The sequence below is a fragment of the Acinetobacter sp. Ac_3412 genome (assembly GCF_013072675.1).
Taxonomy (GTDB): Bacteria; Pseudomonadota; Gammaproteobacteria; order Pseudomonadales; family Moraxellaceae; genus Acinetobacter; species Acinetobacter higginsii.
The window spans coordinates 180,073-194,414 of sequence record NZ_LXUJ01000011.1 but is presented as its reverse complement, the minus strand read 5'-3'; the positions used below and the strand labels follow the sequence as shown (position 1 = coordinate 194,414).

At 43.9% G+C, this 14,342-nt stretch carries 13 protein-coding genes; 5 read left to right on the top strand and 8 right to left on the bottom strand.

Annotation, left to right across the window (positions count from 1 at the left end):
* Window positions 1–411 precede the first annotated feature (411 nt).
* Window positions 412–1,278 (bottom strand): pirin family protein, encoded by an 867-nt coding sequence (locus A7P54_RS13670; RefSeq protein WP_171549912.1) that lies wholly within the window; start codon window positions 1,276–1,278, stop codon window positions 412–414.
* A gap of 285 nt (window positions 1,279–1,563) precedes the next feature.
* Between A7P54_RS13670 and ycaC the strand changes: the two genes are divergently transcribed.
* Together ycaC and A7P54_RS13660 are read left to right on the top strand one after the other, a co-directional pair.
* Complete coding sequence (ycaC, locus tag A7P54_RS13665) at window positions 1,564–2,190, top strand: isochorismate family cysteine hydrolase YcaC (protein WP_004657244.1); 627 nt, start codon at window positions 1,564–1,566, stop codon at window positions 2,188–2,190.
* Window positions 2,191–2,259: 69 nt separating this feature from the next.
* A complete protein-coding gene (locus A7P54_RS13660; protein WP_004803710.1) occupies window positions 2,260–3,186 on the top strand; it encodes a LysR substrate-binding domain-containing protein in 927 nt (308 codons plus the stop codon).
* Window positions 3,187–3,193: 7 nt separating this feature from the next.
* Here A7P54_RS13660 and A7P54_RS13655 read toward each other — a convergent pair whose 3' ends face one another.
* Window positions 3,194–4,114 carry a LysR substrate-binding domain-containing protein gene (locus A7P54_RS13655; protein ID WP_171550081.1) on the bottom strand — a complete coding sequence of 307 codons (921 nt, stop codon included), beginning with the start codon at window positions 4,112–4,114 and terminating at the stop codon, window positions 3,194–3,196.
* A gap of 136 nt (window positions 4,115–4,250) precedes the next feature.
* Here A7P54_RS13655 and A7P54_RS13650 point away from each other — a divergent pair, with 136 nt between their 5' ends.
* Window positions 4,251–4,928 (top strand): hydrolase, encoded by a 678-nt coding sequence (locus tag A7P54_RS13650; RefSeq protein WP_171549911.1) that lies wholly within the window; start codon window positions 4,251–4,253, stop codon window positions 4,926–4,928.
* Between the two features lie 66 nt (window positions 4,929–4,994).
* On the opposite strand, the gene ssb is transcribed toward A7P54_RS13650, so the two are convergent.
* The 3 genes from ssb to A7P54_RS13635 all read right to left on the bottom strand — a co-directional run bounded on the left by ssb (window position 4,995) and on the right by A7P54_RS13635 (window position 8,229).
* Window positions 4,995–5,576, bottom strand: a complete 582-nt coding sequence (ssb, locus tag A7P54_RS13645) for a single-stranded DNA-binding protein (RefSeq protein WP_101235455.1) — start codon at window positions 5,574–5,576, stop codon at window positions 4,995–4,997.
* A 51-nt stretch (window positions 5,577–5,627) separates the two neighbouring features.
* On the bottom strand, window positions 5,628–6,992 hold the full coding sequence (locus A7P54_RS13640) for an MFS transporter (RefSeq protein WP_171550080.1): 1,365 nt from the start codon (window positions 6,990–6,992) through the stop codon (window positions 5,628–5,630).
* A 154-nt stretch (window positions 6,993–7,146) separates the two neighbouring features.
* Window positions 7,147–8,229 carry a DUF475 domain-containing protein gene (locus A7P54_RS13635; protein ID WP_004657231.1) on the bottom strand — a complete coding sequence of 361 codons (1,083 nt, stop codon included), beginning with the start codon at window positions 8,227–8,229 and terminating at the stop codon, window positions 7,147–7,149.
* A 169-nt stretch (window positions 8,230–8,398) separates the two neighbouring features.
* Between A7P54_RS13635 and tenA the strand changes: the two genes are divergently transcribed.
* Window positions 8,399–9,073 (top strand): thiaminase II, encoded by a 675-nt coding sequence (tenA, locus tag A7P54_RS13630; RefSeq protein ID WP_005201544.1) that lies wholly within the window; start codon window positions 8,399–8,401, stop codon window positions 9,071–9,073.
* Between the two features lie 152 nt (window positions 9,074–9,225).
* On the opposite strand, the gene A7P54_RS13625 is transcribed toward tenA, so the two are convergent.
* From A7P54_RS13625 to A7P54_RS13615, 3 genes are all read right to left on the bottom strand, one after another.
* Window positions 9,226–9,579 carry a DUF1304 domain-containing protein gene (locus A7P54_RS13625; protein ID WP_004803688.1) on the bottom strand — a complete coding sequence of 118 codons (354 nt, stop codon included), beginning with the start codon at window positions 9,577–9,579 and terminating at the stop codon, window positions 9,226–9,228.
* A 66-nt stretch (window positions 9,580–9,645) separates the two neighbouring features.
* On the bottom strand, window positions 9,646–10,629 hold the full coding sequence (locus A7P54_RS13620; protein WP_171549910.1) for a zinc-binding dehydrogenase: 984 nt from the start codon (window positions 10,627–10,629) through the stop codon (window positions 9,646–9,648).
* A gap of 3 nt (window positions 10,630–10,632) precedes the next feature.
* A complete protein-coding gene (locus A7P54_RS13615; RefSeq protein WP_171549909.1) occupies window positions 10,633–11,235 on the bottom strand; it encodes a TetR/AcrR family transcriptional regulator in 603 nt (200 codons plus the stop codon).
* A gap of 244 nt (window positions 11,236–11,479) precedes the next feature.
* Between A7P54_RS13615 and uvrA the strand changes: the two genes are divergently transcribed.
* Complete coding sequence (gene uvrA / locus A7P54_RS13610; RefSeq protein WP_033132684.1) at window positions 11,480–14,311, top strand: excinuclease ABC subunit UvrA; 2,832 nt, start codon at window positions 11,480–11,482, stop codon at window positions 14,309–14,311.
* Window positions 14,312–14,342 lie beyond the last annotated feature (31 nt).

Here is a 14,342-nt window from a genome sequence, read left to right as displayed (position 1 = left end):
GATTTTTCTTGATTATGACCGATAGTTAAGCGAAACACGGTATTAAAAAATACCAGATTGAAGGCTTCTGCCAGACTTTTGTCGTAATATCGTTGTTGGATTCTTGTTACATTTTATCACAAATTGCATTTCTATCTTAACATAATGAAAAAATTAGACTTATTACATTTTAGGACACAAAAACATACAGAACATTCTATATTTTTTCATTTTCGGTGCTTTATAGCCTTTGCAAAGCCCAATATTAGTGCTATTTTTATTAAACAATAACGAGAACAAAGTCACATAACAAGCTGAATAATTATAAGTGACATAATATTAAAAAAATCAATAGAGGACCCTTACAGCGAAAGCCTATCACTCTAACGGAGTGATAGGCTTTCTTATATAAGCAACTGATTTAACTTGCAATTAAGCTTGCATTGAACCAAATTTACCGCTATTGAAATCACGAACAGCCTCAACGATTTCCGCTTTGCTATTCATGACAAAAGGTCCATAACCTTCAATCGGTTCATTCAGTGGCTGACCAGTCAAAATCAGGAATTTACTGTCTTGTTCAGCCTTGATGCTAAAGTCAATCTCTTCACGGCTCAGCACCACCAAACTCGGTGCTTCTATGCTTTGGTTCTCATTTAAGACCACCTGACCAGAGAGCAATACCAACAATGCGGTATGGCCTTCAGTCGCATAAAAGGTATGTTGCTGATCTTTTACAATCGTACCATCCCAAACATTGACTGGACTAAAGGTGGTTGCTGCACCTGCGGTGTCTTGGTATTGACCTGCAATCACTCGCATCTCACTACCCGCATCATCCAATTTAATCTGCTGAATTTGATCTGCTTCAATGGCTTGGTATTTTGCTGGCGTCATTTTGGAATGTGCTGGCAAATTAACCCACAACTGAACCATTTCAAACAAACCACCTTCATGGGCAAACTCAGGCGAATGGAACTCTTGATGCAAGATACCACCACCTGCGGTCATCCATTGCACATCACCTGCTTTGATGGTTCCACCACCGCCACTTGAGTCTTTATGCGTCACTTCACCTTGATAGGCAATGGTCACGGTCTCAAAGCCACGATGTGGATGCGAACCGACACCATGCTGTGCTGTGGTTGGGTCAAAACGGTATGGTGCAGCATAGTCCAACAGAAGGAATGGGCTGAGGCTTTGGCCTAAACGGTCATAGGAAAACAAGTTATACACTGGGAAACCATCACCGACCCAGTGCATGTGTTTATTTTGATACACACCCAGAATTCTTTTCATTTGGTTTCTCCTATAGAGTAGAAGTTCTGTTCTTGAGATCTATTTTACGCCTCAAGCTGGTGTGCTTATAGCCTCAGAATAGCAACACATTATTCTACATATAGGACAATTGAAAATTAAAAAGCGAATCAAACCCTAAACCTTATCAATCATCCTATTTTTGATATTGTTTATCTCATTTTTTGCGCTTCATCTACATGAAAAATTTAACTAGCATAATTTCAAGCACGACGGAAATTCACTTTCTTTTCCGTATTCTTTTTACAAAAACACGAGGATACAACAATGGCTAAAGATTATATTCGCCTAGACAAAGACAACGCAGCCGTACTTTTGGTCGACCACCAAGCTGGCCTCCTTTCATTGGTTCGGGATATTGATCCAGACAAATTTAAAAACAATGTTTTGGCATTGGCAGATGCCGCAAAATACTTCAACTTACCTACAATTCTCACCACCAGCTTTGAAAATGGCCCAAATGGTCCACTGGTTCCTGAACTGAAAGAACTGTTCCCAGATGCCCCTTATATTGCTCGTCCAGGCCAAATCAATGCGTGGGACAATGAAGACTTTGTTAAAGCGGTCAAAGCTACAGGTAAAAAACAATTGATTATTGCCGGTGTGGTCACGGAAGTCTGTGTCGCATTCCCAGCCTTATCTGCACTGGCAGAAGACTTTGAAGTATTTGTGATTACCGATGCGTCAGGTACCTTTAATGCGCTCACTCGCGATGCGGCGTGGGATCGTATGTCACAAGCAGGTGCACAACTGATGACCTGGTTTGGTATGGCCTGTGAACTGCACCGTGATTGGCGCAATGATATCGAAGGCTTAGGTGCTTTATTCTCGAATCATATTCCTGATTATCGCAACTTGATGACCAGTTATTTCACCAACACTGCAGAAAAATAAAGCGTCATAACAAGATTAGGAGAGTTAATGCTATCCTAATCTTGTCATATTTATCGGATTCGCTTTGCCTTGATCAACTCATTTGATGACTTTCATTATTTTTATTTGGTGGTGAAACACGGCGGATTTAGTGCGGCCAGCGAAGCTGAGAATATCAGTAAATCCAAGCTTAGCCGTCGCATCATTGAATTGGAACATAAATTCAATGTCAGCCTGATTCAACGCACCACCCGTCATTTTAAAGTCACAGATTTAGGGCAAGAGTTTTATGAAGAATGCTGCAAAGTGATTGCACAAGTCGAATGTGCCGAGAATGTCCTGCTCAAGCAGAAAAATGAACCACAGGGCATGGTCAAAATAAGCTGCCCACCATTAATGATGCATTTCCAGATTCGGAAATTACTCAATCAGTTTTTAAAAGCCTATCCCAAAGTTGAAATCTCTTTAGAATTGACCAGCCGTCGTGTCGATGTGCTACATGATGATATTGATATCGCGATCCGTACCAGTTTTGAGCCCAATCAAGATTCCAGTCTCATTGTCCGCGATGTGATTCGAACCGAGCATTGTCTGGTGGCAGCACCCGAATTATTACAAGACAGAACCATTCAGCATTATTCAGAATTACAGCATTATCCGAGCGTGGCCTTGGGTATTCAAAAACATCAATATTATTGGCATTTATGTCATGTCCACAGTGATGAAAGTGTAGATGTGCCTTATCAACCGCGGGTCAAAAGTAATGATTTGGCTGGGGTTTATTATGCGGTCCATGATGGTTTAGGCATTGCAGATCTACCTTATCTCACGGTGCAAGCGGATATCCAAAAAGGTAAACTGATTCACCTATTACCCGAATGGAAGTCCAATCGGGGCACCGTACAGTTAGTCTATGCCTCGCGCAAAGGTCAACGCTTGGTGGTGGAAAAGCTGATCGAGACCCTGATGGAAGGCCTGAGAGAGTTGGCAAAAACTGACAGTGGTTATTCTTTATAGTGCAGTATTAGTAAAGCACCAAATTGTGCTGTTTCACTTCGGCAAATTTTTGCACCAGAAAATCGATCAATAATTTCATTGATGGCAACAATCCACGTCTAGAGGTATAGACCAAGTGAATCAGCTCGGGTTTAGGCTGCCATTCAGGCAATACATGAATCAAACGCCCTTGTTTAATGTCTTCAGCCACCAGCAACTCTGGTAATTTTGCCACGCCCAAACCTTGCAATGTGGCTTCTCTGAGTGCGGTTAAATCCGTGGTGGTGAGACGCGGATGGCACTGGACTTTTTGTTCTTGCTTATCCTTTGAAAATAATTGCCAATAATATTCAGGGGCAAAGGATTCCATCATGAGCACGGGAAATTGGGTCAGTTGTTGCGGCTCGCTAATTGAATAAAACTGATGTAATAGGTCTGGACTTGCAACAATAAACTGCCGTGCCAAAGCCAACTCACGCACAATTAAATCACTGTCTGGTAACGGTAAAGGACGAATCCGCACGGCCAAATCAAAACGCTCATTGATTAAATCAACACGACGGTTGGTCGCTTCGACATGCAGACTAATTTTCGGATACAGCTGTAAAAACTCATTCAACATTTGACTGATATTGATATGTAATAAATTGGTCGGGCAAGACAGCTTGATCAATCCACGTGGCTCAGCCGTTAAAAATTCAATTGCTTCTTCAGCAGCTTCAGCTTCAATCAACATGGCCTTGCAATGCTGATAATAAATTTTGCCCACCTCGGTAATCGACACCTGTCGGGTGGTTCGATTGATCAGCTTCACTCCGAGTCGATCTTCCAATTCGGCAATACGACGGCTCAGTAAAGACTTGGTCACCATCAATTCCTGACTGGCTGCCGAAAAACCACCGCAATCGATCACTTTCACAAAGAAATATAAGTCATTTAAATCTTTCATGTTATTTGCTCGACCCGTCAATGATGACCACAATTGTTCTTTTGACATGACAATATATCCTATTGCAGATATTTTTCAGTCATCGTCCTGTCTATATCATCAATCATACCCCCTAAGACAAGATGAGGATACAACAATGACAATGCCAGCAAACTTCAACGGTCAAGCACCTGTTATCGATGTCAATGATGCCGTGATGCTCTTGATTGACCACCAAAGTGGTTTATTCCAAACCGTCGGCGATATGCCAATGCCTGAATTACGCCAACGCGCAGCAGCCTTGGCTAAGATTGCCAGTTTGGCCAAAATTCCAGTGATCACCACCGCTTCCGTACCACAAGGCCCCAATGGCCCTTTAATTCCTGAAATCCATGCCAATGCACCTCATGCGCAATATGTGCCACGTAAAGGTGAAATCAATGCATGGCATAACCAAGACTTTGTCAATGCCGTTAAAGCGACAGGCCGTAATACCCTGATTATTGCAGGAACCATTACCAGCGTATGTATGGCCTTCCCTGCGATCAGTGCCGTTGCCGATGGCTATAAAGTCTTTGCCGTGATTGATGCTTCTGGAACCTATAGCAAAATGGCAGAAGAAATTACCCTAGCCCGTGTGGTGCAAGCCGGCGTGGTGCCGATGGATACAGCGGCTGTGGCATCAGAAATCCAGCGTACGTGGAATCGTGACGATGCATTGGAATGGGCGCAGGTCTATACCCAGATTTTCCCAGCTTATCAGCTTCTGATTGAAAGCTATAGCAAAGCCCAAGAAGTGGTGACCAACCACGAAACCTTGGACTCTGCACGATAAAAAATTTCCCCAATAAAAAAGGCATAAAACTCAGTTTTATGCCTTTTTTATGTCTGTTACTTCGATCTAGAACGGTAAATCGTCGTCTAAATCAGCAGGTGCTGCCGCAGCTGGTTGTGGTGCTGCTTTTGGTGTATTAAAACCATTACCTGCTTGAGGGCTACCTGCATAATTGCCTTGATTGCCGCCAGCTTGACCATAACCACCTTGGTTGTTGTTATTGTTATAACCAGTATTTTGGTAACCGCCACCTTGGTTATTATTGTTGTTAAAACGTGGTTGGTTAAAGTCGCCACCGCTCTGCTCGCCTTGTTGACGGCTATCCAGCATCTGCATTTGATCACCACGAATTTCAGTGCTGTAACGCTCTTGACCATTTTGGTCTGTCCATTGACGGGTACGCAATGAACCTTCGATATACACTTTTGAGCCTTTACGGAGATACTGTTGTGCAATTTCACCTAAACGGTTGTGCAACACGATACGGTGCCATTCTGTTTGCTCTTTACGCTCACCCGTACTTTTATCCATCCACGATTCACTGGTTGCAATCGAGAATTGAGTTAATGATCCACCATTTGGAAAGGTTTTAGTTTCTGGATCTTTACCTAAAGTACCTACTAAAATAACTTTATTCACACCACGCATTAGCTGTCTTCATCCTATATATTTCTATGTTTTACTTTATAAGAGTTATGATTAAATGGCTACCTCTTTGCCAATCAAGTGCGTTAAATCTTGTCGCCCAGCATCATCAATGCACTGTTTATCGACTTTAATATACGCAACTTGCTGTTCTGGCATCACCACGACTTCTTCAATACCACGAATCGCCAACAGTTTTGAAGTCCATTCATCTGTTTGTATTGCTTGAGGTAAAGGCAACACAATAGAAGACAAATATCTCGGCTGAGCCAGACCAAAACTAATCAGCAGCCATATTATAGCAATCCCCGTTAGCACACTCCACCCGAGTGCAGTATTCTGTAACATCAAAAGCTGCCCACCCAAGGTTCCGCCAAAGAACGCACCCAAGAACTGGCTACTGGCATTGACGCCCATCGCAGTGGCTTTGGATTGGATCGGAGCTGCTTTGGATAACCAAGAGGGTAATAATGCTTCCATGACATTGAAGGCGACAAAGAATAAACCAAGTCCTGCCAGCAATACATATTTAGACTCATAGCCAAAGATTAGAATCAGCAAACCGCCGATAAGCCCTGCAATCGCAGTAAGAAAAATGCCGCGCATTTTGCGATATTTTTCCGCAATGATAATGCTTGGAAAGGCAAAGAACAGGCTAATGACTAATAGAGGTAAATAGACTAAGCCATGCTTTGCTAAAGGAATTCCTGCATATTCGATCAGCTGTGAAGGCACATAAATAAACATCGCAGTCAGCAATAAATGCAGTGCAAACACCGAGACATGCAGACGATTTAACTCGCCCATTTGGATGACTTGCTTGAGCTGATTCAGATAACCTTGCTGATAGTTGCGATGGTGTCGCGTGACTTTAGGGACCAGCAAGAGCATTGTAATCGCAGCCAAGCCCATAATCGTGGTCACAAAAAATAAGCCCGAAATGCCGACTAAACTGGTCAGCCACGGCCCTAAACTAAAGGCCACCACAAAAGACAAGCCAATACTCATGCCCATTGCGGCCATGGCTTTGGTCCGCTGTTCTTCACGGGTGACATCGGCCAGTAATGCCATCACCACAGCTGAAACTGCACCTGCACCGGCAATGGCACGCCCAATAATCACGCCGTAAATGGTATCGGATAGACCTGCGATAGCACCGCCAATGGCAAATAACAATAAGCCAAGCACCACCAGAGGCTTACGGCTAAAGCGATCAGCCAATAAGCTAAATGGAATCTGTAAAATTGCTTGGGTTAAGCCATAGACCCCCACTGCAAGTCCAATTAAGGCAGGTGTGGCATATTGATAGGATTGTCCTGCGACCGAAAATACAGGAATAATCATGAACAAGCCCAACATGCGTAAGGCAAAAATGCTACTTAAGGCAAAGGTTGAACGGCGTTCTAAAGCATTCATTATTGATAAGACACTATAACTGGCTCAGCGAATTATAAGCCATTCGCCTACAAAGGTTGTAAGTTAGATCATGAAAATCACAATCTTTCTTCAAGGGAAAATAAAGGAGCGATGTTCGCTCCTTTATTTACACTAGCTGATCAAGCTGAAAACAAGCTTAAGAAGCTTGCTGTTCTCGCTTGCTATATTGAATCGAGGCCAACACCGCCCACACAATAAAGGCCACGCCAATCAAACCTGTGACCACTTCAGGCACATGTAAGCCAGTACCGCTGGCAATCATGATGAATGCCAGTGCACCAATCGCATAATGTGCACCATGCTCTAAGTAGATATATGCATCCAAAGTGCCCTTTTCGACCAAGTAAATAGTCATTGAACGGACAAAAATCGCGCCAATTGCTAGACCCAGCATGATGATCACCACATCACTGGTAATCGCAAATGCACCAATCACTCCATCAAAACTGAAGGATGCATCTAGCACTTCAAGGTAGAGGAAACCACCAAAACCGGCTTTTACCACCCCCGAAGCTGCACCACTTGAGTCATGGCCAATGGCATTGCCATTTTCATCAATCTCAGGCTCGCCACCCAATAAATGACTCAAGACCTGTACACCAATATACACCACGATGCCCCAGATTCCGGCCATGGTCACAGCCAAACGAGCAGACTCATCAACATTCGCCGCCATGATGATCATCGCAATCAAAGCCAAGAATACCGACATGGCAGGCACGTTAGCCAAATGGGCCAATTTCGCTTCCAACCATTTAAACCAATGGGTTTCTTTACCATCGTCAAAGAAGAAGTTGAGGAATACCATCAATAAGAAGGTACCACCAAAGGCTGAAATTTCAGCATGATGGGCCATTAAGCGTTCTGAATAAGTCTTCGGATCATTCAGGGCCATTTTAGCAACTTCAACCATGCCCATATCGGCGGTTACCGCGACAATCACCACAGGGAAGATTAAACGCATCCCAAATACGGCAATCAGGATACCCACGGTCAAGAAGATCATTTTCCAGAAATGATCCCAACCACGCAGTACTGAGGCATTCACCACCGCATTATCGAAAGAAAGAGACACTTCCATCACCGCTAGAATGGCAGTAATGGTCAGTGCTTTTAGCATGGTGGCAACACCCGCTTCAGGGCCATGCGTATAGCCCCAGTAAGCCGAAAGTGCTAAACACACAATCGTAAAAAATATTGAGAAACGGAAATGCTTCATGAGCAGCCTTTTATCCAAATGTAGAGTGATAAAAATGTGCTTATTGTAGGCGAGTTTTAACCTAAAAAGAGAAAAGATTGTTGGACTTGTTTTGGCAAAAAACCATCCAGACCAGACTCTGCTATAGTACGAACAGATTTATTTTCGTGTTTTAAACAGGTTCAAATCCATGACGTTTTCTCAAGAAGTTTGGCAACGTAATCAAGATTTATATCAAAAAATATTAGCGCTTCCATTTAATCAAGAGCTTGCAGCAGGCACACTCGATCGTTCAGCTTTTTGTCATTATGTGATTCAAGATGCGCATTACTTATTGGCCTATGGTCGTGCCTTAGCGGTTGCTGCCGCAAAAGCTTATGAAGCTGATGATGTGATTCAATTTTCTGAAGCAGCAAAAATCGCCATTATTGTAGAACGCAGCTTGCACAGCGACTTTATGCAGGAATTCGAGATCAGCAAAACTGAGTTTGAAAGCACACCGCTGACTTTGGCCTGCCATCATTACACCTCATTCTTAACGGCAACCGCATGGTCAGAAAGCTATCCTGTGATTTTGGCGGCCTTACTGCCATGTTTCTGGATTTATGCCGAAGTGGGTAAAGATATCGTCAGCCAATCGGTTGCCAACAATCCTTACCAAGCATGGATCGATACCTATGCAGGAGAGGAATTTAATACCGCGGTACGTAATGTGATTGCGACGGTTGATAAAGTGGCAGCCCGTTGTGATGAAGATACCTTAGCCAAAATGCATGCAGCCTATAGCATGGGTGCAAAACTGGAGTGGTTGTTCTGGGACAGCGCCTATCAACAACGTCAATGGTTAGGGTTAGATCAAGCTTAAACAGCTTCTCTCTGTATTTTCTATAGACATAAAAAAGCCCCAATTAAGGGGCTTAGTCGTATATCGTATCGTCCGATATACTGTATGAGGCTCATCTCAAACTGAGTGCATTAAAGCATAAATCAGTTTAAATGCCTACTTTTATTGCTGGGTTAAAAAACATTCACCACGATTAAAGCAATCAATGCAGGTACAGCCTGAATATAAATAATCTTTTTACTCGCGGTGAGCCCACCGTAGATCCCGGCAATCAAGACACAGCCCAAAAAGAAATTGGCAATCGCAATGGCATATGTTGCAGGTGCTAGTAATGACCAGAATAACCCAGCCGCCAGAAAACCATTATACAACCCCTGATTTTGTGCCAACACTTTGGTCAGTTGTGCTTTTTCCAGACTATTGCCAAAGGCCTTTAAACCATAAGGCTTGTCCCATAAAAACATTTCCAGTACCAAGATATAAACATGCAATACTGCAATTAACCCGATCAGTACTTGTCCCAACATGCGATTTTTTCCTTTTTATTGTGTTCGAATTTAATGAGGCCAACCCCTAGACTGACCTCATATGTTTTACAGTGATGGTGTTAACAACACTTTACCTTGACGTGCGCCTTGAGTTGCTTTCAATACCGCCGCTTCGATCTGATCGAAACCAAAAACCCCTTCAACAGGTAGAACCAGTTTTTTCTGCGTCGCAAGTGTTAGTAATTCCACAAACAAAGCCTTTTTACGCTCTGCTGGCATTTCCTTATTGACCACACTGGCCCAGAAACCTTTCACCGTCGCTTGTTTAAAAATCAGATCACCCGATGAGATCTGCATGGTCTCGCCAGTCATACTACCAAACGAAACCAATAGGCTATTTTCACTGAGTAAATTCAACATTTCTCCGCTGGCATTGCCGCCAATTGAATCCACCCCAGCAATTAATGGCTGATCCGCATGAATCGCTTTTACCTGTTGTTTCCAATCTGGCTGATCCGTCGCAACCACATGCTGAATCCCCAAGGCCTGCATTTCCGCAATCGCATCAGTACGACGAACCAAATTAATCACTTGTAGTCCACGTGCTTGAGCAATTATGGCAACCGTTTTCCCTACCGCACCATTAGCCGTATTTTGAATCAGCCATTGACCTGCTTGTACATTAACAAAATCGAGCAACATCAAAGCACTGATCGGCATCCCAATTAGCTGTGCTGCGGTCTGATCATCAATCGCATCATTTAAAGAGATGATACTTGCTGCTGGTGCGATAAAATATTCCGCCCAACTGCCATGTACCCCTGCGACCGCAACGCGCTGCCCTAATTTACTTGCATCGACACCGTCACCCACTGCATCGACAATACCCACCGCTTCGCTACCACCAATCGCAGGCAAGGTTGGCTTATAACCATAGCTACCACGTACGGTCCAAACATCATGATTATGCATAGGAGACATGATGGTTTTAATACGAACTTCACCTGCTTTCGGCTCAGGCTGAGGCATATCACCCAACTGCAACACATCGACGGGTTCACCAAAACTGTGATGGATAATACTTTGCATGTTTTATTCCTTAATCGGCTGGAGCAGTTGTTGAGTGGTTTCTAAAGCTAAATGTAGTGGTGCTTTGTCTTGAGCCAACTTGGTCATCAAGGCGGCACCCAGCCACAGTTGATACATCACTTGGGCCGTTTTGAGTGGGTCAAGATGGGTAGGAATCGAGCCTTGTTGTTGCCCTTCTTGTAATAACAACGCCACGCGTTGAGTCAGTCGATGCACACCGAGGTTGAGAATTTGGCGCATGTCTTCAGATAAATCCGAAACCTCTGCGGCCAATTTCACAATCAGACAATTCTCTGCCCAGCTGCCATAAACAGGATCATCGATCCACGCCTGCCATAACGCCATCAACCGCGCATAGGCACTTTTTTCGGTCTGCTGCCAAAGCTGCTCGACACGGATTTTATAATCCGCCATGTACTGTTCCAGTAAGGCACAACCAAATGCCTCTTTAGAAGCAAAATAATGGTAAAACGACCCTTTCGGGACGTCACAGGCCTTGAGAATCTCTTGCAAGCCAACACCAACAAAACCCTTACGTAATACCAATTCAAAGCTGGTATCTAGAATGTGTTGTCGCGTGGCTTCACTTTTATTTGATCGTTTCATCGTCACACTATAAACCAATATTAGACCAGTCGTCTAGTAAAATATCTATTTTATTAAGTGATCAATTTTTACATGGTAATCTGAGGCATTGAATGCTAAAAATACTAGGCGCTTAGCGTGAGATAAATGTGAACCAGTTCATTAACCGTCACAATTTGTCGTTTTAATTATTTTTATACCACTTGAACGATTTTAAATCGCTATCATATACACGTTTTCATATTCAGCTTATTGAGATGTATTTATGAGTCAAAGTCATATCCGTATTCGAGGCGCACGTACCCATAATTTAAAAAATGTGTCACTCGATATTCCACGTGACAAGTTTGTGGTGATTACGGGACTTTCTGGCTCTGGTAAATCATCATTGGCTTTTGATACCTTGTATGCCGAAGGTCAACGTCGTTATGTCGAATCACTTTCGGCCTATGCTCGTCAATTCCTGTCACAAATGGAAAAACCAGAAGTCGATTCGATTGAAGGTTTATCGCCTGCGATTGCGATTGAGCAAAAGTCAACCAGCCACAACCCTCGCTCAACCGTCGGTACCATTACTGAAATTTACGACTATTTACGTTTACTCTATGCCCGTGTCGGTACACCTTACTGCCCTGAACATGATCTGCCGATGGTGGCACAAACCATTTCAGAAATGGTCGATGCAGTAAAAAGCCTTGAAGAAGGCACTGCACTGATGCTGCTCGCTCCTGTGGTACGTGAGCGTAAGGGTGAATACACCCAACTGTTTGAACAGCTGCAAGGTCAAGGCTTTGTGCGTGCGCGTGTCGATGGTGAAATCATTGATATCGATACTCCACCTGAGCTGGACAAGAAGAAAAAACATACCATTGAAGTGGTGGTGGATCGCTTTAAAGTCCGTGATGATCTGGGGAACCGTATTGCAGAATCGTTTGAGACCGCATTACGTCTAGGTGGTGATATTGCAGTTTTATCATGGATGAACGGCGAGCATCCTGAACGTGTCTTCTCAGCAAAACATTCTTGCCCTGAGTGCGATCGTGCCGTGGCTGAACTTGAACCACGTCTGTTCTCATTCAACAACCCCTTCGGTGCTTGCCCTGTCTGCGATGGTTTAGGAACGCGTAGCCATTTCAGTTCAGATAAACTAATTCCAAATCCTGAAGTTTCAATCAGCCAAGGGGCTATTCGCGGTTGGGACAGACAGCGCCCGTATTACTACACCATGCTGCAAAAAGTGGCGGATCATTTCAATATTGACCTTGATCAACCGTGGAACACCTTAGATAAAGACACGCAGAAAAAATTCTTACAAGGCTCAGGCAAAGAGAAAATCGATCTTAGCTATATCGATGAACGCGGCCGTAAACACAGCCGTGTGCAAGCCTTTGAAGGGATTTTGCCGCATTTAGAACGTCGCTACCGCGAAACTGAATCGAATTATGTGCGTGATGATTTGGCACAATATCTGTCGAATGCAGCATGTGATGCTTGTGGTGGTTCACGTCTGAATGAAATTTCTCGTCATGTGCGTGTCAAAGACAAGACCATTGCACAGATCACCAAAATGTCGATTGGTGATGCGGAAAACTATTATCAAGACTTGAACCTTGAAGGTGCCAAAGGTGAAATCGCCGATAAAATCTTTAAAGAGATTCGTGAGCGTTTACACTTCTTGGTCAGTGTTGGTCTGAACTATCTCAGCTTGGCACGTTCGGCTGAAACCCTTTCAGGGGGTGAAGCACAACGTATCCGTCTAGCCTCACAAATCGGTGCAGGCTTGATGGGCGTAATGTATGTGCTGGATGAACCTTCGATTGGTCTACATCAACGTGATAATGATCGCCTATTACAAACCCTGATTCGCCTACGCGATTTGGGTAATACCGTGCTTGTGGTTGAGCATGATGAAGATGCCATCCGTGCCGCTGACCATATTATTGATATCGGACCAGGTGCGGGTATTCATGGCGGTGCGGTGATTGCTGAAGGTACTTATGATGAGTTGGCCAATCATCCTGACTCACTCACAGGTCAATATCTGTCAGGTAAATTGAAGATTGAAGTGCCAAAACAGCGTACTCAATCGCCACGTCCAGACGAAGTCATCAAGTTGTCTGGCGCAAGCGGACATAACTTACAGAATGTGGATTTGACTATCCCATTGGGCATCATGACCTGTGTCACAGGGGTTTCAGGTTCAGGTAAATCAACGCTGATTAACCGTACCTTATTACCTTTGGCTGCGACTCAGCTGAATGGTGCAACCACACTGACTGCCGAAAAATTTGATTCAATCGATGGCTTACAGCATTTGGATAAAGTGGTCGATATTGACCAAAGCCCAATTGGCCGTACCCCACGTTCCAACCCTGCCACTTATACGGGTTTATTCACACCAATTCGTGAGTTATTTGCACAAACACCAGAAGCCAAAGCACGTGGTTATAGCGCAGGTCGTTTCTCGTTTAACGTGAAAGGTGGACGTTGTGAAGCCTGTGAAGGCGATGGCATGATCAAGGTCGCGATGCACTTCTTGCCTGATATGTATGTGCCATGTGATGCCTGCCATGGCAAGCGTTATAACCGTGAAACCTTAGAAGTCGGTTATAAAGGCAAAAATATTTCTGATGTCTTGGAAATGACGGTTGAAGATGCCGCTGAGTTCTTTAGTGCTATTCCTGTGATTCATCGTCGTTTAGATACTTTGACCCAAGTCGGGCTTGGCTATATCCGTTTAGGACAAGCAGCGACAACCCTTTCAGGTGGTGAAGCGCAACGGGTGAAGTTGGCACGTGAGTTGGCAAAACGTGATACTGGTCGAACCTTATATATCTTGGATGAACCGACCACAGGTCTGCATTTCCATGATATTGCCAAGTTACTCGACATTTTGTATGAGCTGCGCAATAAGGGCAATACCATCGTAGTGATTGAGCATAATCTGGATGTGATCAAAACAGCCGATTGGGTGATTGATCTCGGTCCTGAAGGCGGTTCGGGTGGTGGTCAAATCATTGCCGAAGGAACCCCTGAGCAAGTGGTGAAATCTAAAATTTCACATACAGCGAAGTTCTTAAAACCTTTGTTGAAATGATCCTTCTTTAAAGGTTTAGCGTTTTCTAACA

Excerpts from the sequence above, each read along its gene's own strand:
- A7P54_RS13670 (WP_171549912.1), bottom strand. The coding sequence starts at position 1,278 with ATGAAAAGAATTCTGGGTGTGTATCAAAATAAACACATGCACTGGGTC.
- A7P54_RS13620 (WP_171549910.1), bottom strand. The coding sequence starts at position 10,629 with ATGCAAAGTATTATCCATCACAGTTTTGGTGAACCCGTCGATGTGTTG.
- A7P54_RS13625 (WP_004803688.1), bottom strand. The coding sequence starts at position 9,579 with ATGTTGGGACAAGTACTGATCGGGTTAATTGCAGTATTGCATGTTTAT.
- ssb (WP_101235455.1), bottom strand. The coding sequence starts at position 5,576 with ATGCGTGGTGTGAATAAAGTTATTTTAGTAGGTACTTTAGGTAAAGAT.
- uvrA (WP_033132684.1), top strand. The coding sequence starts at position 11,480 with ATGAGTCAAAGTCATATCCGTATTCGAGGCGCACGTACCCATAATTTA.
- A7P54_RS13650 (WP_171549911.1), top strand. The coding sequence starts at position 4,251 with ATGACAATGCCAGCAAACTTCAACGGTCAAGCACCTGTTATCGATGTC.
- A7P54_RS13635 (WP_004657231.1), bottom strand. The coding sequence starts at position 8,229 with ATGAAGCATTTCCGTTTCTCAATATTTTTTACGATTGTGTGTTTAGCA.
- A7P54_RS13615 (WP_171549909.1), bottom strand. The coding sequence starts at position 11,235 with ATGAAACGATCAAATAAAAGTGAAGCCACGCGACAACACATTCTAGAT.
- A7P54_RS13655 (WP_171550081.1), bottom strand. The coding sequence starts at position 4,114 with ATGAAAGATTTAAATGACTTATATTTCTTTGTGAAAGTGATCGATTGC.
- ycaC (WP_004657244.1), top strand. The coding sequence starts at position 1,564 with ATGGCTAAAGATTATATTCGCCTAGACAAAGACAACGCAGCCGTACTT.
- tenA (WP_005201544.1), top strand. The coding sequence starts at position 8,399 with ATGACGTTTTCTCAAGAAGTTTGGCAACGTAATCAAGATTTATATCAA.